Source organism: Xylella fastidiosa (genome assembly GCF_011801475.1).
GTDB classification, from domain to species: Bacteria; Pseudomonadota; Gammaproteobacteria; order Xanthomonadales; family Xanthomonadaceae; genus Xylella; species Xylella fastidiosa.
On the sequence record NZ_CP044352.1, the window covers coordinates 525,164 to 544,531 of the forward strand.

A 19,368-nucleotide genomic window follows, 5' to 3' on the forward strand; every position below is an offset into this window, starting at 1 on the left:
TGAAAGGCGTTACAAGGAGGGATGAGCATTATGTTACGTCTTGTGTATCTAGGTTTTCTTTTTCGGGCGTTGCCAGCCGTCCAGTGTGGTTTGACGTGCGCGCGCCACAGTAAGTTGATGGGCTGGTGCATCATGGGTCAGTACTGTTCCGGCACCGAGTGTGGCGCCAGCACCCACACTGACGGGTGCTATCAGTGCCGAGTGTGAGCCAATGAAGGCGCCATCACCGATCAGTGTGATCGATTTATTGACGCCGTCGTAGTTGCAAGTGATGGTGCCAGCACCAATGTTTACCTTGGTGCCGATTTGTGCGTCGCCCAAGTAAGTTAGGTGATTGGCTTTACTATCGGCACCTATTGACGTGTTTTTTGTCTCGACAAAGTTACCGATGTGCACGCCGTCGGCCAGCATTGTTTCCGGACGCAGGCGTGCAAATGGACCGATGAGTGCTGAGCCCGTTGTGGTGACGCCTTCCAGATCACAGTGTGCGTGTACTTTGGTACCAGGTCCAAGTTTTACGTTCTTCAGTCGCACGAATGGGCCAATTACGACGTTATCACCGAGTTCGATTTCTCCTTCTAGCACAACGTCAATATCAATGTGGACATTCTGTCCGATGCGTATTGTGCCTCGTTGGTCCAGTCTTGCTGGATCGGCCACGCGTGCGCCTTGCAGGCACAAGGCACGTGCAGCGCGTATTTGCCAGGCGCGTTCCAGTTGGGTGAGTTGCCAAAGATCATTGACGCCTTCCACTTCTTGAGCATCGGTAACCATGATCATGTTGGCTGGTGTGAGGTCGGCTGTGGCGCTGGCAAAGATGTCGGTCAGGTAGTATTCCCCCTGCATATTGGTATTTGATAGTTTGCTTAGCCAACGGCGTAGTGCCGTTGATTCAGCACAGAGGATGCCAGTGTTGACAGTATGGATGCGGCGTTGTTCTTCGTCGGCGTCTTTGTCTTCAATGATCGCTGCGACTTTGCCTTCGCTATTGCGTACGATGTGGCCGTAGCCAGCTGGGTTTGCGAGCTCTGTAACCAGTACGGCGATCGGTGTAGATGCTCTTGGCAGACGTTGCAGGGTTTCGGCACGAATCAATGGTACGTCGCCATACAGTACGAGTACGTTTGCTGCATTCGGGATGGCCGACATCGTTTGTTTGACTGCGTGTCCCGTGCCAAGTTGCTGAGTCTGTTCGACCCAGTGTAGGTCGGTCTGGTCTGCAAATGCTGCGCGGACTTGGTTGCCAGCGTGGCCGTAGACTACGTGGATCGCGTCTGGAGTGAGTGCGCGTGCGGTCGTAATCACATGCGCGAGCATCGGTTTTCCGGCGATGGGATGCAGTACTTTTGGCAGTGCCGATTTCATGCGCTTACCTTCGCCGGCGGCAAGGATCACGATGTGTAGGGGTAGGGACAGAGGCATTGGTAGCGTCCGGTTTCAGCGAGATTTGCATTCTAGGCACTCCAACCATAGTGGGAGGGGCGCTACTTATGATGCGTCATTACTTTAGTAAAACGTACCAGTGATCGTATTGCAGCAGAGGTAACAAAAATGTTGTTAGTGTTAGTGGTGTCTTTGGGATGGTGTTGTTGAGGGATTTCTCTGGTCAGTTGTTTGGATGTCTTTGAGCTTAAGGAGCACTTGGGGTGATTTTATTCAGCCCGTAGATGTTTTTCTTGGAGGACTGAGGCGTTAAGCAGGGTGTTGGAGGTTGGCAGTACGACCGCGGCTTGGTTCATCGTCGTGGCTCACTTGGTGAGCGCACAGTCGGTGTCGCATTACTGAGTTCAGTGGCAGAAATCACCGAGACTGCGTATTAATGCGAGATGATGGAGATTGTCTAGGTTCAATTGTCGCGCATAGGCTTCGGTGGCAAGGGCAATCTCAGATGGACAGTTGTTCTGTTCACGTAGAGTCATACTCTGTGCTAGTGCGTCAAGCAGTTCGTTTTGCAGGTGATCTAGGCGATCACGCAGAGCGATAAGGTTTGGTCGCGTCCGATTTGGAGCCTTGCCGCGTAATTGCCAACGGTTGAGCAGTTGATATTGCACCAGTTTGTTGCTCTCAATTTGTGCGGAGAAGAAGCGAGCAGCTAAGTCTGGGTCTAATCTGTACTGCGGTGCTTGGTCGCGTACGCTTTGTAATACTGCTGTTTCGCGTGAGGCATCAAGGACGGGTTTACCAGTGTCCCATTTGCTGAGTGCGACTTCGTCACCGATTGCGTTGCGTTCTGCTACTTTTCCCAGCAAGGTGGTCAATGTACTGGGGGCACTGTGTGCCTGGTCTGTGTACCCGAAAAGGCTCAGGCTAATGATGAATGCAGCAAGATGTACGTTGTGCCGCAATAGGGAAGACAATGACATGGGTTTTCTCTAGCAGTATGAATTAGGGAACGTTGTTGTCCAATGTGAAGCGTCCTATGTTCCCGATGTCGAATGATCTCCGATGTCAAGGGATTCAAGGTGTGCTTTGCGGCACGATATGTTTATGCGCTTTTGAACTGCGAGGCAGAATTGGCTTTAGACCCACTCTTTTGATTACCGATATCGGTATTTCTCTAGCTAATAGTGGAATGGGTGATGAGCTCCGATCTTCTGCCGGAGAAAATGTCAGTGTTTGACTGTGCGGCGGAGGCGTTCCAATGCTTGCATCTGCACGACAGCTTCAACTAATTGCTGTTGTGCTTTAGCTACGTCAATCGTTTCGCCACGATTGGCCAGGATGCGTTCGGCTTCTTCCTTTGCTTTACGTACGGCCACTTCGTCAATTGTGTCTGCACGTATTGCTGAGTCTGCCAAAATCGTGACGACTTGCGGTTGTACCTCTAGGATGCCACCAGAAATGGCGAAGTCGAGTTGTTCGCCGTTTACAGTGGTAATGACTACTTTGCCAGGTTTCAGACGAGTGATCAGTGGCGCATGTTTTGGGGCAATTCCCAGTTCGCCAAGTTCTCCTGTGGCCACGACAAAGGTGGCTTCACCATGAAAGATCTCTTGCTCAGCGCTGACTATGTCACAACGGATAGTGCTCATGGATGCCATGTGTTTTCTAGGGTGAATCCTGTTCCAATGCAGTAGAGGATTGAGCTGATTCTTATCCGAGGAAGTCAATCATGCTGTCATTTTGTTGGCTTTTTCGATGACTTCTTCAATGTTACCGACCATATAGAAGGCTTGTTCGGGAAGATGGTCATATTCGCCGTCTACGATTGCTTTGAAACCACGGATTGTGTCTTTTAATGGGACGTATTTACCTGGGGCACCGGTGAATACTTCTGCGACATGGAATGGTTGACTGAAAAATCGTTCAATTTTGCGTGCACGTGACACGGATAGTTTGTCGTCTTCGGAAAGTTCATCCATGCCTAAGATTGCAATGATGTCCTTCAGATCTTTATATTTTTGCAGAGTTTGTTGGACACGTTGGGTGGTATTGTAGTGTTCTTCGCCGATGATCAGCGGATCCATCTGGCGACTGCTCGAATCCAGTGGATCCACTGCCGGGTAAATGCCTAATGCGGCGATCGAGCGGGATAGTGTCACTGTGGAGTCCAGATGTCCAAAGGTCGTCGCAGGTGATGGGTCAGTCAGATCATCGGCGGGTACGTACACTGCTTGGATCGAGGTGATCGAGCCATTTGCGGTTGAGGTGATACGTTCTTGTAGTACGCCCATTTCCTCGGCAAGGGTTGGTTGGTAGCCTACTGCTGAGGGCATGCGACCGAGTAGGGCGGATACTTCCGTGCCAGCTAAGGTGTAGCGGTAGATATTGTCGATGAATAGAAGTACATCTTTGCCTTTGCCGCTACTGTCTTTCTCATCGCGGAAGTACTCGGCCATGGTGAGACCGGTGAGCGCAACGCGCAGACGGTTACCCGGTGGTTCGTTCATCTGCCCATACACCATTGCTACCTTGTCGAGAACGTTGGAGTCTTTCATCTCGTGATAGAAGTCGTTACCTTCGCGGGTTCGCTCGCCAACACCCGCGAATACGGACAGCCCACTATGTGCCTTGGCGATGTTATTGATCAATTCCATCATGTTGACAGTTTTGCCGACACCGGCACCACCGAATAATCCGACTTTGCCGCCTTTAGCAAATGGACACATAAGGTCGATGACCTTGATTCCGGTCTCCAGCAGTTCGGTGGTTGAGGCTTGATCTTCATAGGAAGGAGCGTTTCGATGGATTTCCCATTGATCTGTATAAGTGATCGGACCTGCTTCGTCGATTGGGTTGCCTAGTACATCCATGATGCGACCTAATGTGCCAGTGCCTACGGGAACTGTGATTGCATGGCCGGTGTCGGTGGCAATGAGGTTGCGTTTTAAGCCGTCTGTGGAGCCAAGTGCTATTGTGCGTACAATGCCGTCGCCAAGCTGTTGCTGCACTTCCAAGATGATGGCTGTGCCGTCGATCTTCAGCGCGTTATATACTTTGGGGACATTGTTTCGTGGGAATTCGACGTCGACAATTGCGCCGATGATCTGAACGATCTTACCCTGATTCATGGATGGAATCCTCGTGGCATTTTAAATGTTTTGTCAGTCCAGGCCGGATATGGCAAGGGATCTTGGGAAAATGGTATTCAGATCAGACTGCGGCGGCACCGCCGACGATTTCTGAAATTTCTTGGGTGATCGCTGCCTGACGTGCTTTGTTGTAGACCAGTTGTAGTGTGCCAATCAGCTTGTTGGCGTTGTCGCTAGCAGCCTTCATTGCTACCATGCGCGCTGCATGCTCAGATGCTATGTTTTCTAGCATCGCTTGGTATACAAGCGATTCTATGTAGCGTGTCATCACGTGCTCAAGTACTGTTGCGGCATCGGGTTCGTATAAGTAATCCCAATCATGGTGCGCGACCTTGTCTTTAGCTGCTAGCAGTGGCAGAAGTTGGTCGAAGCTCGCTTTCTGAACCATTGTGTTGATGAAATGGTTATAGACCAAATAGACGCGATCAAGCTTTTCTTCAGTGTATGCATCAAGCATAACTTTGATGACACCAATGAGCTGTTCTAGGCGTGGCGTGTCTCCTAGGTGAGTCACGCTGCCGAGTATGTTGACTTTAATTCTGCGAAAGAATACGGATGCTTTCTGACCAATCGTGACGATGTCGACTTCGGCCCCATTATCTTGCCACTGGTGCATTTCGCCAAGCATCTTGCGGAACAGATTGTTGTTGAGACCACCAGCCAAGCCACGGTCAGATGAGATCACGATATAGCCTATTCGCTTAACTTGCTTGTGTGCGATCAGAAATGGATGCAGATAGTCAGTATTTGCTTGAGCTAAATGGCCAATCATTTGTTTCATTGCCTGCGCATACGGGCGCGAGATTTTCATTTGCTCCTGTGCTTTGCGGATTTTTGAGGCCGAGACCATCTCTAATGCGCGTGTCACTTTACGAGTGTTCTGCACACTTTTGATCTTGCTTTTGATTTCGCGTCCGCTTGCCATTGCTTACTCGTTTGATTCATAGGGAGGGGTGAGCTGAAGCTCATTCAAGCCTTTACAGTAGCTAGCCTGAGGCCCGCCCGCAGTCGCTACTGTTACCAGCTGCCCGTGGTCTTAAATTCTTCAATGTGCTGCTTGAAAGCAGCTTCAATGTTGTTGTCCCAGTCACCGGAGTTATTGATCTTGTCGATCAGCGCGCCTTGAGTGTTGGAAAAATGGGCGTGTAGGCCTTCTTCGAAGGTGAGTACTTTGTCCACTGGTATGTCGTCAAGGTAGCCTTCGTTGACTGCGTAGATTGATAACGCTTGGTTGGCGACGGACATTGAGGTGTACTGTTTCTGCTTCATCAGTTCAGTGACACGTTGGCCGCGCTCGAGTTGCTTGCGGGTTGTTTCATCTAGGTCAGATGCAAACTGCGCGAATGCTGCCAGCTCACGGTATTGTGCCAGTGAGATGCGGATGCCCCCGGACAGTTTCTTGATAATTTTAGTCTGTGCCGAGCCACCGACGCGCGATACGGAGATGCCGGCGTTGACAGCTGGACGTATACCAGCATTGAAAAGATCAGTTTCCAGGAAGATCTGGCCATCAGTAATTGAAATTACGTTGGTTGGTACAAAGGCGGACACGTCGCCAGCTTGTGTTTCGATGATTGGTAGTGCAGTTAAGGATCCTGTTTTTCCTTTCACCTCACCTTGGGTGAATTTTTCGACATATTCTTCAGATACACGAGCGGCACGCTCCAGCAGACGCGAGTGCAGGTAGAATACGTCGCCCGGGTAAGCTTCTCGGCCAGGGGGACGTTTTAGGAGTAGCGAGATTTGGCGATAGGCAACGGCTTGTTTCGACAAATCGTCATAGATGATGAGTGCGTCCTCGCCACGGTCCATGAAATATTCGCCCATGGTGCACCCAGCGTAGGCACTGATGTACTGAAGTGCGGCTGATTCAGATGCGGTTGCGGCTACGACGATAGTGTGGTCCAGCGCATCATTCTCTTCGAGTTTTCGAACGATATTGGCGATAGTAGAAGCTTTTTGGCCGATCGCTACATAAACGCATTTGATACCGGTGTCTTTCTGGCTGATCACTGTATCGATTGCCATTGCGGTTTTCCCAGTTTGGCGGTCTCCGATGATGAGTTCGCGTTGGCCGCGGCCGATAGGGATCATCGCATCAACTGACTTATAACCGGTCTGTACTGGTTGATCGACTGATTTGCGCCAGATGACACCAGGAGCAACGCGCTCCACTGGTGCAGTTTGAGTGGGGCCTAGTGCACCTTTGCCATCGATTGGTTCACCTAAAGCATTGACAACGCGGCCCAACAGCGATTTGCCAACCGGCACTTCAAGGATGCGTCCGGTTGTTTTAGCGACGTCTCCTTCACGTAAATGTTTGTAATCACCCAGTATCACGGCACCAACTGAATCACGCTCCAAATTCAGTGCTAGTGCATAGGTTTTGTTAGGCAATTCGATCATTTCTCCTTGCATCGCATCTGCTAAGCCAAAAATGCGCACAATGCCATCGGAAACGCTGGTCACGGTGCCTTCGTTACGGGATTCTGCGGATAGTTTGACCTGTTCGATGCGAGTCTTAATCAATTCGCTTATTTCGGAAGGGTTGAGGGTGGTTGCCATCGTTGAGTCCTAATTGCGTCGGCCTGGGGGAGCTGACAGTTTGTGAGTTTCAGTGGGTCAGCGAGGCCTGTAAGCGTGTGAGCTTGCTTTTGATCGAGCCGTCGATGACTACGTTACCAGTGTCGATCACTGCACCACCGATCAGTGAGTGGTCAACACCAGTGGTGACCTCAATCTCGCAGTCAAAGCGTTTTTTCAGTGCGGTGACAATGTTGTTTAGTTCATTTGGCGCAAGCTCAATGGCAGATGTGATCTTAGCTTTGATGACATGCTCGGCTTCGGCGCGTAATTTTTCATACAAGCCTGCAACCTGTAGTAATACATCAAGTCGATGTGCTTCGGCGATTACCTCTAGAAAGCGGACATAAGCTGGATCCGCTCCTTCGGGTGACAGTAGTGCTGCGGCTTGTTCATGATCTAGTTGTGGATGGGAAAGCAACGTAGCCGCAATGGGATTGTTTGCGACTTGCGCGGAGAATGTTAACGCTTGTGACCACTGCATACACTTACCTTTTTCACAGGCTATGGCGAACGCTGCACGAGCGTAAGGACGAGCCAGCGTAAGGGCCTGACTCATGGGTCAAATCTCCGCAGCGAGCTCATCAAGTAGCATTTTGTGTGTGTTAACGTCGATTTCACGTTTAAGTAGCTTTTCAGCACCGTTAACAGCGAGTATAGATACATGCTTACGTAACTCCTCTCTGGCGCGTTTTGCAGCTGCTTCTATTTCAACCTGTGCCAAATTTTGCTGCCGATTGGTTTCAGTGATTGCTTCAGCTTTTGCTGCTTCGATAATTTGATGAGCACGCGCATGAGCTTGTTCGATGATTTCGTTGGCCTTTTCGCGTGCATTTTTTAATGTCTTTTTAATTTCTTCTTGGGCTTGAGCTAATTCCTTTTGGCCGAGGTCAGCAGCAGCTAAACCCTCTGCAATTTTTTGCTGCCGCTCCTCAATTACCTTTATCAATGGCGGCCAAATCTTGGTTGCCACGATCCAAATCAAAGCTGCGAAGGCTATGGATTGGGCAAAGATAGTAAATGTGATGTCCATAGGGCTCTCAATTTGCTTATTACGGATTATGGTGACACTACAAAAGCGAGTGTGACTCCACATTGCATAGTGTGGCCAAGTGCTTCATGTGTGTGTTTAGCCACATCCTATTACACTGGATCAACCAGCTAATGCCTTGCTAACTGCTACGAGAAGAGTGGATGAGAGTGGGTTAGCAAAAGCAAGCAACAGACCAACGGCGACACTAATAATAAATGCGGCGTCGATCAGACCAGCGCTGATAAACATGCGGACTTGCAACAGTGGGATCAACTCTGGCTGACGTGCGGCCGACTCTAGGAATTTGCCAGCCATGATGGCGAGGCCAAGACCCGCCCCAAGTGCCGCTAAACCGATCATGATGCCAATGGCAAGAGCAGTGAAGCTCTGGATTTGAGCGAAATTGGTCAGGACATCTAGGGACATGATTTTCTCCGGTAATGAAATAATTGAGGGTGAGGAAGCAAACTTAAGATGATGGGGAACAACTCAATGAGAGTCTTCTGACAGGCTCAGGTATACGATCGAGAGCATCATGAAAATAAATGCTTGGAGTGGAATCACCAGTAAGTGAAACAGCATCCAGGCTAGGCCAAACGTGCTGCTGGCAAGCATGCCCGAAATGCCTGCACCACCAAGTACCCAAATCAATAAGAAAACGATCTCGCCACCAAACATGTTTCCGAAGAGCCGCATCGCTAGTGAAATCGGTTTACTTAGCCATTCTACAATGTTGAGGACAAGGTTGAACGGCATCATCCATTTACCGAAAGGTGTTGTAAGAAATTCTTTGAGGAAGCCGCTTATACCCTTTGCACGAAATGAGAAGAAGAGCATCAAGAAAAAGACACTGATTGACATCCCAAGCGTGGCATTGACGTCAGCCGTTGGAACTGGTTTCCAAGCATGTACACCTGCCCAGCTAAATGGGATAGCGATGAAGTCAGCAGGGATCACCTTTATGAGGTTCATCAAAAATATCCAAAAGAACAGAGTTATTGCGATTGGTGTGACCAACTTACTCGGACCGTGGTAGGTATCTTTGACTTGGCGGTCGACAAATTCCAAGCAAACCTCGACGAATGCTTGCCATTTCCCAGGTATCCCTGAAGTGGCCTTGCATGTACCGCTCCAAAATACCAATACCATTACCAACCCCATCAAGACAGCCATTATCAGCGTGTCAAGATGCAGTACCCAAAATTTGCTGCCGTCCTGCATTTGAAAAGTCAGATTGTGCAGGTGGTGTTGAATGTATGAGGTGGGAGTTGCTTCCTCGCCTGCCATGTGTCTGGGACCTTAAGTCTGAAAAATCTTTATGATTGTTGTCTGGTCATAGTTAAGGCTTGAAAAAACAAGCCAATTGTAATGCCACTTAGAAGCCCTAATGCAGGCAGCCGCCAAAGGCAAAAGCCAAGCAATAGCGCAGTAATCACAGACACCCATTTGAGCAAAAATGCGAGTATCAGTCTGGCTATTACTGCTACTGCTCCTTGAACTCTGCCACCTAATGCGACTTGCGCTGACAACCAACTACCCAATGTGATTGCTAAACCCGTCAATGTTGCGCCACAGGCATACTTTACATCAAATATTAGTAAAGCGAGACTGGTTATGGTTACAGCAATGAGTGAAGATATAGCAGCGCGGAGCGCGAGTTTCTTCGTGGTGTACGTAGAAGTCAGCACATATAAGTCCCAAGTCTATACTTTAAATTAAGTGTGCTTAGCAAAGCACTAGCCTGGCTCTTACCAAGCCAGGATTATAGCAATTAGATATTATTAGACAAGATTCTAAAGCTGTAGTTAGTTATCTACTCTATTCATGGTACTGCATCCAATAGAGTGTCGGGCTATTCGGTTCGGTGTACTTGAGTGTTCGTATCGTTTTTTGTTAGCTTCATGCCCTCTATTGGGTTTGTCGAGAAGTCGTGATTTCGTGTGGCCTGGCCGATAGCTTGGCTTGCTGATGTGCAAGATTAAATAAAAGGTTCCTTGGTCGTTAAGCTTCAGTCCGAGTTTGGTAGGTTGCATGGTTCAGGTTAAAGCTAATGTTTAGAAAGTCCAAAGATGCTTTGCATTATCATGCTAACTGAATTAACGTAATGTATGGGGTAATGAAGTATTAAGGTTTAGAATTTAGGCGCTTGGTGGATTTATATCCCTGCTAATACTTGCTGGTAGGTTTTGACATCGCAGTGGGTTTGTTTCTGGTCGTTGTATGCGATCTGGCAGGTATGTTTTTAGCGGAGGTCATTCATTTAATTGTGGGTTTTTGATTGTGTTGATCTAATTCGGTGTGATTTAGTTTGTTGTTTGAGCTGATTAGTAAGTCACTCGAACATAACTGTGACTTGGTAATGGCGTTTTGATGGTGTTGTTTTGCTATCCTTCGGTGTATGGCTTGGTTCTCTCGCATTGCTAACTGAAGTTTTTGAAAAATTCAGTCCTGCATTAATCTTTTGACTTGGCATAACTGTGTCTGGGGTAGTGTTTTCAAATTGATGTTTCTCATTATCTTTATGCTTTTTTGCTCTATAGACAGAGTGGCGTCATAATTTGCTTGCTGTGTTGCTTGCTTCGTCATTAAGTTGCTTTTCTTGGATATGCTTCTTGCCTATGGGGCTGGTTCGGCGTATAATGTGCCTTTTTTGTTGCTCCTTAATTGATGTTGATTGGATTGCGTTGCATTCATGGTCTCTTAGTCTCTCCATTGTGGTGTGATTGCATCTTGTAGATGGTGTGTCGGTTTTTTTATGTGGTTATTGAGCGGCTCTTGGCTGTTGTTCTTGACCATCCTTATTTGAGTGCTATATACTCCCCTGCCTTGATTTGCATGGAACTGAAGATTAGTTGTTCTTGTGCTAAGTTGGGTGGCTTGGGTCTCTATATGCTTATAGCTGTGCCCATTGTGTTTGAGAGTTTGTTCAATGAATTGGTTGTGCTTGGTTGCTTGTTGCTGCGATTGTTCCGGTATTTAAGTGATCTGGCCGTGTTATTTAAAATAATTATGGAAACTCCTTCATGGCGGACCAAAAGATTCAGATTCGATTGAAGGCATTTGATTGTCGCCTGATTGATCGCTCTGCTGGTGAAATTGTCGAGACGGCTAAGCGGACTGGTGCTCATGTTCGTGGTCCTATCCCTTTGCCCACTAAGATTGAGCGGTGCACCATTCTTGTTTCTCCGCACGCTGATAAAGATGCCCGTGACCAGTACGAGACTTGTACTTATAAGCGTGTTCTTTATATCGTTGATCCAAACGATAAGACGGTGGATGCGTTGATGAGGCTTGAGTTGGCTGCTGGCGTAGATGTGCAAATCAAGTTGACCTGAGGGGATCTGTAGTCATGGGGTGCTATTCAATGGGTTTTGTGGGCCGTAAGGCTGGTATGAGTAGGGTATTCCTTGAGGATGGTCGTTCGATACCTGTTACTCTCATAGAGGCGACTGCGAATCGTGTCGTGCAAATAAAAACTTCCGATGTTGACGGTTATGATGCTATTCAGGTAACGGTTGGTTCGCGTCGTTCTGTTCTTGTGAATAAGCCTGAGTCTGGTCATTTTGCTAAAGCAAAGGTTGAGGCAGGTCGTGGGTTGTGGGAGTTTCGTGTCGAAAAAACTCAGCTTGGTAGTTATAGTGTTGGTTCTGAGGTTGGGTTAAGTATTTTTGCTGTTGGTCAGAAGGTAGATATTCAGGGTATAACCAAGGGTAAGGGGTTTCAAGGTACTATTAAACGCCATAATTTTAGGATGGGTGATGCTACTCATGGTAACTCTTTGTCGCATCGTGCGCCGGGTTCCTTGGGGCAGCGGCAGACCCCTGGGCGTGTGTTTCCGGGAAAAAAGATGTCTGGTCATATGGGCGCTGTGAGGCAGAGCGTCCAAAATCTTGAAGTGATTAAGATTGATGTTGAGCGTTTCTTGATTGCTGTTCGCGGCGCTATTCCTGGTGCTTCTGGTGGTGATGTCCTCATTCGTTCGGCTAGTAAGATATAGGGGGTGGTGTTATGGATTTGACTATCGTCGGTAGCGATAACACTCTGCCTGTTTCGGATGTGGTTTTCGGTCGCGAATTTAGTGAGGCGTTAGTTCATCAAGTCGTTGTTGCCTATCGCAATACGGCGCGATCTGGAACTAAGGCTCAGAAATCTCGTTCGCAAGTTTCTGGCACCACCAAAAAATCAAAAAAGCAAAAAGGTGGCGGCGCGCGTCATGGTGCTTTGACAGCTCCTATTTTTGTTGGCGGTGGTGTTGCTTTTGCTGCCAAGCCCCGTAGTTTTTCTCAAAAAGTTAATCGTAAGCAGTATCGCTCGGCCATATGTTCGATTTTTTCTGAGTTGAACCGTCAAGGGCGATTGAAGGTTGTGGATGCCTTTGATGTTGAAGTTTCTAAGACTAAGGTGTTTGCCGAGAAAATTAAATCGCTTGAAGTGGTGGGGGTGGGCTCTAGTTTATTGATTGTGAGTGATGAGATTTCAGAGTGCTTGTCATTATCGTCTCGTAATTTACCTTGTGTAGATGTTCGTAGCGTGCAGGCGCTGGATCCAGTGGCGCTAGTCGGCTCAGACGTTGTTGTGCTTACTGTGGGTGCTGTCAAAAAGATCGAGGAATGGTTGGTATGAACAGTAGTTGTGAAAAAATATTCGGCGTACTGCGTTCTCCTCGGGTTTCAGAAAAGAGCTCTCGTCTTCAAGAGATTTCTAATGTCTATGTTTTTGAGGTGTCGAGTGATGCTACTAAGGTTGATGTGAAAAATGCAGTTGAGCGTCTTTTCGATGTAAAGGTCGGTGTCGTTAGGGTTTTGAATGTAAAAGGTAAAAGTAAATCCTTTCGCAATCGTGGTGGCTCTCGTTCTGGATGGCGTAAAGCTTATGTTCGCTTAATCGATGGGCAATCCATTGATGTTGCTGCTAGCGTTTGAGGTGTGACACCGTGCCGTTAATAAAATTCAAACCCACTTCTCCAGGTCGCCGTTCTGCTGCACGCGTGGTCACTCCAAATATTCATAAGGGATCTCCGCACGCTTCCTTGTTGGAATCGCAAAGTAAAACTGGTGGCCGTAATCATCATGGTCGTATTACTGTTCGTCACATAGGTGGTGGTTGCAAGCAGCGCTATCGTGTTATCGATTTTAAGCGTGATAAAGAAGCTATTCCTGCTCGTGTAGAGCGGATCGAATATGATCCTAATCGTACTGCTCATATTGCTTTATTATGTTACATTGATGGCGAGCGTTGCTACATTATCGCTCCGAAGGGGTTAAAGGAAGGCGATAAAATAATTTCTGGCCCGAATGTGCCTATTAAGCTTGGTAATTCTCTTCCCCTGCGTAATATCCCTGTTGGTACTACTGTTCACGCTGTTGAATTGAAACCAAGAAAAGGTGCCCAAATGGCGCGTTCTGCGGGTTCTTCTGTTCAATTGGTCGCGCGTGAAGGTGTATATGCGACGCTGCGTTTGCGTTCTGGGGAAATGCGTAGAGTGCTGGCTGAGTGTCGAGCCACTATCGGTGAGGTTGGTAATGAAGAACATAATTTGCGGAAACTTGGTAAGGCTGGTGCTAAAAGGTGGCTTGGGGTTCGTCCTACTGTGCGTGGTGCTGCTATGAATCCTGTTGATCATCCTCATGGTGGCGGTGAAGCTAAGTCAGGCCAGGGTAATCCTCATCCCGTTACTCCTTGGGGCGTTCCTACTAAAGGTTATAAAACGCGTAAAAATAAGCGTACTCAGCAATTCATTATTCGTGGTCGCAGAGGTTAAATTACTAATGCCGCGTTCAACAAAAAAGGGTCCTTTCTTCGATCACCATTTGATCAAAAAGGTTGAGTCTGCTGCAGGTAGTAAACGACCTATCAAGACTTGCTCCAGGCGTTCCGTTATTCTTCCGCAAATGGTTGGTCATACCATTGCTATACATAACGGTAAAAATTACCATCCTGTCGTTATTAATGAAAATATGGTCGGTCATAAGCTCGGTGAGTTTTCTATAACTCGAGTTTTTAAGGGTCATTGTGGTGATAAAAAATCAGGTAAATAAGGCAATATGAATATGGAAGCGTCTGCTATATTGCGTGGTGCACGTGTTTCTCCTCAAAAGGCTCGTTTGGTTGCCGCTCAAGTTCGCGGTTTATCTGCTGACTCTGCTGTTAATCTCTTGAGATTTTCGAGTAAGAAGGCCGCCTGCTTGATTAAGAAGGTGGTTGAGTCTGCTATTGCTAATGCAGAAAACAATCACGGTTCTAATATTGATGATTTGAGGATCAATACCATAATCGTTGATGAGGGCAGAATGCTGAAACGTTTCATGGCACGTGCCAAGGGGCGTAGTTCTCGTATTGTTAAACGTAGTAGTCATATTACCGTAGTTGTCGGCCCTGCCAAGTAATTCGGGAAGGAAAATATTATGGGGCATAAAGTTCATCCGATTGGAATTCGTTTGGGTATATCTGCAGATTGGAATTCCAAGTGGTACGCAAATAAGGCTGAATTTGCGCGGTATTTGGCCGCAGATCTTAAAGTGCGCCAAGTGTTACGTAAAAAAATGTCTCAGGCTGGTATCAGTAAGATACTTATTGAGCGTCCTTCTAATACTGCTTGTGTTAGCATGCATGTTGCTCGCCCTGGTGTAGTTATTGGTAAGCGTGGTGAAGATATTGAAATGTTGAGAAAACAAGTCAGTGATATTATGGGCGTTCCCGTCCATATCAATGTCATTGAAGTACGTAAACCTGAGCTTGATGCACAGTTGGTCGCTGAATCGGTCGCTCAACAGTTAGAACGTAGGATTATGTTTCGTCGTGCTATGAAGCGTTCGGTTAGCAATGCGATACGCTTGGGTGCTTTAGGGATAAAAATTAGTGTTGCTGGACGTCTTAATGGCGCTGAGATTGCTCGATCTGAATGGTACCGTGAAGGTCGTGTCCCATTGCAAACTTTGCGTGCCGATATAGGTTATGGTTTTTCTGAAGCGTATACGAACTATGGTGTTACTGGCGTCAAGGTTTTGATGTATCATGGAGATATTTTCAGTTTTTCTAGTGTGAGTCAGGAAAAGCAGGATGATGGTTCGCGCGGTGATCGTAATGCTGACCGTTCATCTCGTCGTTCCCGTGAGGTGAGGTGACGTTAATGCTACAGCCAAAGCGAACAAAATATCGTAAAATGCATAAAGGCCGCAATTGTGGTTTGAGCTGGAACGCTAATGTAGTCAGTTTCGGTCAGTATGGTTTAAGAGCTACGGCTCACGGCCAGTTGACGGCTCGTCAAATTGAGGCTGCTCGTCGTTCAATTAGTCGTTATGTTAAGCGTGGCGGAAAATTGTTGATCCGTGTTTTTCCAGATAAGCCAATTACAAAGAAACCTATTGAGGTTAGAATGGGTTCAGGTAAGGGTAATGTTGAGTATTGGGTTGCTCAAATTCAACCAGGTCGTATGATCTATGAGATTGAAGGTGTTTCGGAGGATGTGGCGCGTGAAGCTTTCCGTTTGGCTGCGTCCAAACTTTCAGTGACTACCGCTTTTGTTGTCAGGACGGTGCGTTGATGGATATTCAACAATTTCGCGGTAAATCTGTTGATGATTTGAAGGCTCATTTGATTGAGTTGCGTAAAGAACAGTTTTCGATGCGTATGCAAGTGGCTATGGGTCAATTTCAAAAGACTCATGAAATCCGTAGAGTGCGCCGTAATATTGCTCGTGTGAAGTATCTATTGTCTTGGATAAATAGGACGCCGGCGTGATGAATGACAATAACGAAAGAAAGCCGTTACGTACGATTAAAGGTCTTGTGATCAGTAATAAAATGCAAAAGACGGTTACTGTTTTGGTCGAACGTCAAATCAAGCATGCCCTTTACGGTAAATATATTAAACGCTCCACTAAGCTTCATGCACATGATGCTGATGATCTTTGTAATGAGGGTGATGTGGTTCTTATGACTGAAGTCGCTCCAATATCCAAAACAAAAAACTGGCGTGTAGTGGAAATTGTTGCCCGTTCAGATTAAATAAATCTTTGGAGAGCTAGGTCATGATTCAAATGCAGAGTTACCTTGGTGTTGCTGATAATTCTGGCGCTAAGGAAGTAATGTGTATTAAGGTTTTAGGCGGTTCGAAACGTCGTTATGCAAGTATTGGTGACGTTATTAAAGTCACTGTGAAAGAAGCTATCCCTCGCGGGAAAGTTAAAAAAGGTGAGGTTTATGATGCTGTTGTCGTTCGTACTCGCAGTGGAGTGCGTCGTCCCGATGGTTCACTAATCCGTTTTGACGGTAACGCGGCGGTGTTATTGAATAATAAGCAAGAACCCATTGGTACGCGTGTCTTTGGGCCGGTAACTCGAGAGCTTCGTTCTGAGAAATTGATGAAGATAGTCTCTCTCGCCCCTGAAGTACTGTGAGTGGATGATATAGAAATGGCTAGTCGTATTAAGAAGGGTGACCAAGTAATTGTTATCGCTGGTAAAGACAAAGGTAAGCAAGGGGAGATTATACGCATTGATGGTCATCGTGTGGTTGTTTCTAATGTTAATTTTGTTAAACGGCACACAAAGCCCAATCCTCAGCGGGGTATTTCTGGTGGCTTAATTGACCGTGAAGCCCCTATCCATGTTTCAAACATTAAAATTTTAAATCCGATGACTGGTAAGGGTGATCGTGTTGGTTTTAAAATTTTAGGCGATGGTTGTAAGTTGCGTATTTTTCGCTCCACTGGTGAAGTTATTGGTGCTTGAGGGATTAGGTTATGACGCGTTTGGAAAACATGTATAAGAAAGAAGTAGTGCCTGCTTTAATTAAGAGGTTTGGTTATTCTAATCCCATGGCTGTTCCTAGATTGGTCAAGATTACGCTCAACATGGGTGTAGGTGAGGCAGCTACGAATAAGAAGGTTCTAGAAAACGCTCTTGCTGATATGGCTAAAATTTCTGGTCAGAAGCCAATTGTTACTAAGTCTCGTATTTCGGTTGCATCTTTCAAGATTCGTAATGGTTGGCCTATTGGCTGCAAGACTACTTTGCGTCGCTCTAAGATGTATGAATTCTTAGATAGGTTGATTAATATTTCTTTGCCTTGTGTCCGTGATTTCCGTGGTATTCCTCCACGTTCCTTTGATGGTCGTGGTAATTTTAATATGGGTGTGAAGGAGCAGGTTGTTTTTCCTGAGATCGATTTCGATGCGGTTGATGCTATACGTGGAATGGATATTGCTATTACAACTACAGCTAACTCGGATGCTGAAGCTAAAGCTTTGCTTGATGCCTTTAACTTCCCATTCCGTAACTGATTGGAGAATTAAAGATATGGCAAAAATTTCCATGATTAATCGTGACCTTAAACGGAAAAGGTTGGCTAAAAAGTTTGCAGATAAACGTCTTTCCTTAAAAAAGGTTATTTCAAGTTATGCTTCTTCTTATGAAGAAAAGATCGAAGCCTCTTGCAAATTGCAGAAATTGCCTAGGGATTCTTCTCCCACTCGGTTGCGTAACCGTTGTGAAATTTCTGGTCGTCCACGTGGTGTCTACTGTAAATTTGGTTTAGGTCGCAATAAACTTAGGGAGGCAGCTATGAGGGGGGATATCCCTGGTTTGCGTAAGGCAAGTTGGTAGTTCTTGTTAAGCTTTGTGGTATAGGATATTTAACTCACTTTAATTTGAAATGTTGATTCTACTTTCTTGAAGTATAGTTGATTTCCTTTTAGTCATACAAAAATGATTGAATTTTCGTAATAGTGGATATCGATGCAACTATATATTAAGGTGTTAAGATGAGCATGACTGATCCTATAGCTGATATGTTGGTTCGTATTAAAAATGCAGCCTCTGTTGGTAAGCCTAATGTGAGATTTCCTTTCTCTAAGGTTAAGCTTGCTATTGCTCTGGTTCTGAAGAATGAAGGTTATATTTTTGATGCAAAAGTAATTCAGAGTGATAATAGTAAATCTGATATCGAGGTTGTACTGAAATATTTTGAAGGTCGCCCTGTTATCAGAATTTTAAAGCGTGTTTCGCGTTCTGGGTTGCGTAAATATTGTGGTAAGGCCGAGCTTCCTGAAGTATTGGGTGGCTTGGGTGTTTCTATTATCTCCACCTCCAAGGGCATTATGACCGATTCTAAAGCTCGTGAGTCTGGTGTTGGTGGTGAAGTTCTTTGTTTCGTTGCTTAGGAAGGGGGGCGTATGTCACGAGTAGCTAAGAAGCCCATTTCTATTCCGAAGGGTGTAGAAGTCAGTGTTCAGTCTGACATGCTAACTGTTAAGGGAGTGAAAGGTGTTTTAACTTTTCCTAAGTCCGATAATGTAAATGTTGTTATGGATGGCGATATCCTTACATTGTCGGCTAATGATCATTCTCATGTTTCTTTGGCTGGTACGGTCCGTGCTATTTTGTCAAATATGATTAAGGGTGTTTCTATAGGCTTTGAGCGTAAACTTGAATTGGTTGGTGTGGGTTATCGTGCTTCAATGCAAGGCAAAGATTTGAATCTTTCTCTTGGTTTTTCGCATCCATTGTTGTTTGTTCCCCCTGAAGGCATAAATTTGTTGACTCCTAGTCAAACTGAAGTTGTGGTGCAGGGGATAGATAAACAGCGTGTTGGTGAAGTTGCTGCTAAGATTCGTAATTTTCGGCCGCCTGAGCCCTATAAAGGAAAAGGCTTGAAGTATGCTACTGAGGCTATCATGCGTAAAGAAGCTAAGAAAGCGTGATGTGCAAATGTCTATTAATCGCTGACCCTTCTGTTTGGTAGTTGGATTTCCCTCTGCCATGCTTTTTAGTATTTAGGAAGTCTATTGTGAGTATTGGTAAGAATGTTGCTCGTTTGCGTCGCGCTAAATCGACCCGTCTTCATATACGTAAGTTGGGTGTACCTCGCCTCTCCGTGTTGCGTACTGGCCGCCATTTGTATGCGCAAATTTTTACTGCTGATGGTTCAAAGGTCATTGCGGCCGCCAATACCCTACAATCTCAGGTTAAGGGTGGTCTCAAGAATGGTAAAAACAGTCTGGCAGCTATCAAAGTTGGTAAGTTAATTGCTGAGCGTGCTAGGGCTGTTGGTGTGGATAGGATTGCTTTTGACCGTTCTGGTTATCTTTATCATGGTCGCATCAAGATCCTAGCCGATGCAGCCCGTGATGCGGGGTTGAAATTCTGAATTCTTCCCTTTGTTTCTTTGGTTGCTTATTTAAAGTTGGAGCGGGCGGGGGGGGATTATGCTTCCTGTTCTT

28 protein-coding genes are annotated in these 19,368 nt (G+C 46.4%); 18 read left to right on the plus strand and 10 right to left on the minus strand.

Annotated elements, in window-relative coordinates; translation table 11 throughout:
- Positions 1 to 48 precede the first annotated feature (48 nt).
- The 10 genes from glmU to atpB all read right to left on the minus strand — a co-directional run bounded on the left by glmU (position 49) and on the right by atpB (position 9,435).
- On the minus strand, positions 49 to 1,416 hold the full coding sequence (glmU, locus tag F7G16_RS02215) for a bifunctional UDP-N-acetylglucosamine diphosphorylase/glucosamine-1-phosphate N-acetyltransferase GlmU (protein WP_172632651.1): 1,368 nt from the start codon (positions 1,414 to 1,416) through the stop codon (positions 49 to 51).
- Positions 1,417 to 1,787: 371 nt separating this feature from the next.
- Entirely contained in the window at positions 1,788 to 2,363 is a 576-nt protein-coding gene (locus F7G16_RS02220) for a chorismate mutase (RefSeq protein WP_004090066.1), read from the minus strand.
- Between the two features lie 246 nt (positions 2,364 to 2,609).
- Positions 2,610 to 3,032 (minus strand): F0F1 ATP synthase subunit epsilon, encoded by a 423-nt coding sequence (locus F7G16_RS02225; protein ID WP_004090067.1) that lies wholly within the window; start codon positions 3,030 to 3,032, stop codon positions 2,610 to 2,612.
- Between the two features lie 78 nt (positions 3,033 to 3,110).
- On the minus strand, positions 3,111 to 4,511 hold the full coding sequence (gene atpD / locus F7G16_RS02230; protein WP_004090068.1) for a F0F1 ATP synthase subunit beta: 1,401 nt from the start codon (positions 4,509 to 4,511) through the stop codon (positions 3,111 to 3,113).
- Positions 4,512 to 4,593: 82 nt separating this feature from the next.
- On the minus strand, positions 4,594 to 5,457 hold the full coding sequence (gene atpG / locus F7G16_RS02235; RefSeq protein ID WP_038232815.1) for a F0F1 ATP synthase subunit gamma: 864 nt from the start codon (positions 5,455 to 5,457) through the stop codon (positions 4,594 to 4,596).
- A gap of 92 nt (positions 5,458 to 5,549) precedes the next feature.
- A complete protein-coding gene (gene atpA, locus F7G16_RS02240) occupies positions 5,550 to 7,097 on the minus strand; it encodes a F0F1 ATP synthase subunit alpha (protein WP_004085642.1) in 1,548 nt (515 codons plus the stop codon).
- Between the two features lie 49 nt (positions 7,098 to 7,146).
- Entirely contained in the window at positions 7,147 to 7,674 is a 528-nt protein-coding gene (locus F7G16_RS02245) for a F0F1 ATP synthase subunit delta (RefSeq protein ID WP_004085641.1), read from the minus strand.
- A gap of 3 nt (positions 7,675 to 7,677) precedes the next feature.
- Positions 7,678 to 8,148, minus strand: coding sequence for a F0F1 ATP synthase subunit B (locus F7G16_RS02250; RefSeq protein ID WP_021358235.1), 471 nt, complete (start codon positions 8,146 to 8,148; stop codon positions 7,678 to 7,680).
- 120 nt (positions 8,149 to 8,268) lie between these two features.
- On the minus strand, positions 8,269 to 8,574 hold the full coding sequence (gene atpE, locus F7G16_RS02255) for a F0F1 ATP synthase subunit C (RefSeq protein ID WP_004085639.1): 306 nt from the start codon (positions 8,572 to 8,574) through the stop codon (positions 8,269 to 8,271).
- A gap of 63 nt (positions 8,575 to 8,637) precedes the next feature.
- Positions 8,638 to 9,435 carry a F0F1 ATP synthase subunit A gene (gene atpB, locus F7G16_RS02260; RefSeq protein ID WP_004085638.1) on the minus strand — a complete coding sequence of 266 codons (798 nt, stop codon included), beginning with the start codon at positions 9,433 to 9,435 and terminating at the stop codon, positions 8,638 to 8,640.
- A 1,736-nt stretch (positions 9,436 to 11,171) separates the two neighbouring features.
- Between atpB and rpsJ the strand changes: the two genes are divergently transcribed.
- From rpsJ to rplR, 18 genes are all read left to right on the plus strand, one after another.
- Entirely contained in the window at positions 11,172 to 11,483 is a 312-nt protein-coding gene (gene rpsJ / locus F7G16_RS02270; RefSeq protein WP_012337683.1) for a 30S ribosomal protein S10, read from the plus strand.
- Between the two features lie 14 nt (positions 11,484 to 11,497).
- Positions 11,498 to 12,145 carry a 50S ribosomal protein L3 gene (rplC, locus tag F7G16_RS02275; protein ID WP_012337684.1) on the plus strand — a complete coding sequence of 216 codons (648 nt, stop codon included), beginning with the start codon at positions 11,498 to 11,500 and terminating at the stop codon, positions 12,143 to 12,145.
- An 11-nt stretch (positions 12,146 to 12,156) separates the two neighbouring features.
- Positions 12,157 to 12,771, plus strand: coding sequence for a 50S ribosomal protein L4 (gene rplD, locus F7G16_RS02280; RefSeq protein ID WP_004086522.1), 615 nt, complete (start codon positions 12,157 to 12,159; stop codon positions 12,769 to 12,771).
- Positions 12,768 to 13,070, plus strand: a complete 303-nt coding sequence (rplW, locus tag F7G16_RS02285) for a 50S ribosomal protein L23 (RefSeq protein ID WP_012337685.1) — start codon at positions 12,768 to 12,770, stop codon at positions 13,068 to 13,070. The genes rplD and rplW overlap by 4 nt, the downstream gene beginning before the upstream one ends.
- An 11-nt stretch (positions 13,071 to 13,081) precedes the next feature.
- Entirely contained in the window at positions 13,082 to 13,909 is an 828-nt protein-coding gene (rplB, locus tag F7G16_RS02290) for a 50S ribosomal protein L2 (protein WP_004086523.1), read from the plus strand.
- Positions 13,910 to 13,916: 7 nt separating this feature from the next.
- Positions 13,917 to 14,186 carry a 30S ribosomal protein S19 gene (rpsS, locus tag F7G16_RS02295; RefSeq protein WP_011097647.1) on the plus strand — a complete coding sequence of 90 codons (270 nt, stop codon included), beginning with the start codon at positions 13,917 to 13,919 and terminating at the stop codon, positions 14,184 to 14,186.
- Positions 14,187 to 14,198: 12 nt separating this feature from the next.
- Positions 14,199 to 14,534: a 50S ribosomal protein L22 gene (gene rplV / locus F7G16_RS02300; protein WP_011097648.1), complete on the plus strand. Its 336-nt coding sequence runs from the start codon at positions 14,199 to 14,201 to the stop codon at positions 14,532 to 14,534.
- Between the two features lie 18 nt (positions 14,535 to 14,552).
- Positions 14,553 to 15,272, plus strand: coding sequence for a 30S ribosomal protein S3 (rpsC, locus tag F7G16_RS02305; RefSeq protein ID WP_004090104.1), 720 nt, complete (start codon positions 14,553 to 14,555; stop codon positions 15,270 to 15,272).
- Between the two features lie 5 nt (positions 15,273 to 15,277).
- Complete coding sequence (rplP, locus tag F7G16_RS02310; protein ID WP_004086531.1) at positions 15,278 to 15,691, plus strand: 50S ribosomal protein L16; 414 nt, start codon at positions 15,278 to 15,280, stop codon at positions 15,689 to 15,691.
- Positions 15,691 to 15,888, plus strand: coding sequence for a 50S ribosomal protein L29 (rpmC, locus tag F7G16_RS02315; protein WP_004090108.1), 198 nt, complete (start codon positions 15,691 to 15,693; stop codon positions 15,886 to 15,888). The genes rplP and rpmC overlap by 1 nt, the downstream gene beginning before the upstream one ends.
- Positions 15,888 to 16,154: a 30S ribosomal protein S17 gene (rpsQ, locus tag F7G16_RS02320; protein ID WP_004090110.1), complete on the plus strand. Its 267-nt coding sequence runs from the start codon at positions 15,888 to 15,890 to the stop codon at positions 16,152 to 16,154. The genes rpmC and rpsQ overlap by 1 nt, the downstream gene beginning before the upstream one ends.
- Positions 16,155 to 16,177: 23 nt before the next feature.
- Positions 16,178 to 16,546 carry a 50S ribosomal protein L14 gene (gene rplN / locus F7G16_RS02325; protein ID WP_004090111.1) on the plus strand — a complete coding sequence of 123 codons (369 nt, stop codon included), beginning with the start codon at positions 16,178 to 16,180 and terminating at the stop codon, positions 16,544 to 16,546.
- A gap of 15 nt (positions 16,547 to 16,561) precedes the next feature.
- Positions 16,562 to 16,879, plus strand: coding sequence for a 50S ribosomal protein L24 (gene rplX / locus F7G16_RS02330; RefSeq protein WP_004090113.1), 318 nt, complete (start codon positions 16,562 to 16,564; stop codon positions 16,877 to 16,879).
- Between the two features lie 11 nt (positions 16,880 to 16,890).
- Positions 16,891 to 17,430, plus strand: coding sequence for a 50S ribosomal protein L5 (gene rplE / locus F7G16_RS02335; RefSeq protein ID WP_004090114.1), 540 nt, complete (start codon positions 16,891 to 16,893; stop codon positions 17,428 to 17,430).
- A 16-nt stretch (positions 17,431 to 17,446) separates the two neighbouring features.
- Positions 17,447 to 17,752, plus strand: coding sequence for a 30S ribosomal protein S14 (rpsN, locus tag F7G16_RS02340; protein WP_004086535.1), 306 nt, complete (start codon positions 17,447 to 17,449; stop codon positions 17,750 to 17,752).
- 158 nt (positions 17,753 to 17,910) lie between these two features.
- Positions 17,911 to 18,309, plus strand: a complete 399-nt coding sequence (rpsH, locus tag F7G16_RS02345; protein WP_004090119.1) for a 30S ribosomal protein S8 — start codon at positions 17,911 to 17,913, stop codon at positions 18,307 to 18,309.
- Between the two features lie 12 nt (positions 18,310 to 18,321).
- A complete protein-coding gene (gene rplF / locus F7G16_RS02350) occupies positions 18,322 to 18,849 on the plus strand; it encodes a 50S ribosomal protein L6 (protein WP_004090121.1) in 528 nt (175 codons plus the stop codon).
- Between the two features lie 86 nt (positions 18,850 to 18,935).
- A complete protein-coding gene (gene rplR / locus F7G16_RS02355; protein ID WP_004090124.1) occupies positions 18,936 to 19,295 on the plus strand; it encodes a 50S ribosomal protein L18 in 360 nt (119 codons plus the stop codon).
- Positions 19,296 to 19,368 lie beyond the last annotated feature (73 nt).

Excerpts from the sequence above, each read along its gene's own strand:
- rplW (WP_012337685.1), top strand. The coding sequence starts at position 12,768 with ATGAACAGTAGTTGTGAAAAAATATTCGGCGTACTGCGTTCTCCTCGG.
- F7G16_RS02220 (WP_004090066.1), bottom strand. The coding sequence starts at position 2,363 with ATGTCATTGTCTTCCCTATTGCGGCACAACGTACATCTTGCTGCATTC.
- rpsQ (WP_004090110.1), top strand. The coding sequence starts at position 15,888 with ATGAATGACAATAACGAAAGAAAGCCGTTACGTACGATTAAAGGTCTT.
- F7G16_RS02225 (WP_004090067.1), bottom strand. The coding sequence starts at position 3,032 with ATGAGCACTATCCGTTGTGACATAGTCAGCGCTGAGCAAGAGATCTTT.
- rpsJ (WP_012337683.1), top strand. The coding sequence starts at position 11,172 with ATGGCGGACCAAAAGATTCAGATTCGATTGAAGGCATTTGATTGTCGC.
- rpsH (WP_004090119.1), top strand. The coding sequence starts at position 17,911 with ATGAGCATGACTGATCCTATAGCTGATATGTTGGTTCGTATTAAAAAT.
- atpB (WP_004085638.1), bottom strand. The coding sequence starts at position 9,435 with ATGGCAGGCGAGGAAGCAACTCCCACCTCATACATTCAACACCACCTG.
- rplE (WP_004090114.1), top strand. The coding sequence starts at position 16,891 with ATGACGCGTTTGGAAAACATGTATAAGAAAGAAGTAGTGCCTGCTTTA.
- rplV (WP_011097648.1), top strand. The coding sequence starts at position 14,199 with ATGGAAGCGTCTGCTATATTGCGTGGTGCACGTGTTTCTCCTCAAAAG.
- rpsS (WP_011097647.1), top strand. The coding sequence starts at position 13,917 with ATGCCGCGTTCAACAAAAAAGGGTCCTTTCTTCGATCACCATTTGATC.
- rplF (WP_004090121.1), top strand. The coding sequence starts at position 18,322 with ATGTCACGAGTAGCTAAGAAGCCCATTTCTATTCCGAAGGGTGTAGAA.
- F7G16_RS02250 (WP_021358235.1), bottom strand. The coding sequence starts at position 8,148 with ATGGACATCACATTTACTATCTTTGCCCAATCCATAGCCTTCGCAGCT.
- rpmC (WP_004090108.1), top strand. The coding sequence starts at position 15,691 with ATGGATATTCAACAATTTCGCGGTAAATCTGTTGATGATTTGAAGGCT.
- rplC (WP_012337684.1), top strand. The coding sequence starts at position 11,498 with ATGGGGTGCTATTCAATGGGTTTTGTGGGCCGTAAGGCTGGTATGAGT.
- rpsC (WP_004090104.1), top strand. The coding sequence starts at position 14,553 with ATGGGGCATAAAGTTCATCCGATTGGAATTCGTTTGGGTATATCTGCA.
- rplX (WP_004090113.1), top strand. The coding sequence starts at position 16,562 with ATGGCTAGTCGTATTAAGAAGGGTGACCAAGTAATTGTTATCGCTGGT.
- atpD (WP_004090068.1), bottom strand. The coding sequence starts at position 4,511 with ATGAATCAGGGTAAGATCGTTCAGATCATCGGCGCAATTGTCGACGTC.
- rplD (WP_004086522.1), top strand. The coding sequence starts at position 12,157 with ATGGATTTGACTATCGTCGGTAGCGATAACACTCTGCCTGTTTCGGAT.
- rpsN (WP_004086535.1), top strand. The coding sequence starts at position 17,447 with ATGGCAAAAATTTCCATGATTAATCGTGACCTTAAACGGAAAAGGTTG.
- atpG (WP_038232815.1), bottom strand. The coding sequence starts at position 5,457 with ATGGCAAGCGGACGCGAAATCAAAAGCAAGATCAAAAGTGTGCAGAAC.
- atpA (WP_004085642.1), bottom strand. The coding sequence starts at position 7,097 with ATGGCAACCACCCTCAACCCTTCCGAAATAAGCGAATTGATTAAGACT.
- rplP (WP_004086531.1), top strand. The coding sequence starts at position 15,278 with ATGCTACAGCCAAAGCGAACAAAATATCGTAAAATGCATAAAGGCCGC.
- F7G16_RS02245 (WP_004085641.1), bottom strand. The coding sequence starts at position 7,674 with ATGAGTCAGGCCCTTACGCTGGCTCGTCCTTACGCTCGTGCAGCGTTC.
- atpE (WP_004085639.1), bottom strand. The coding sequence starts at position 8,574 with ATGTCCCTAGATGTCCTGACCAATTTCGCTCAAATCCAGAGCTTCACT.
- rplN (WP_004090111.1), top strand. The coding sequence starts at position 16,178 with ATGATTCAAATGCAGAGTTACCTTGGTGTTGCTGATAATTCTGGCGCT.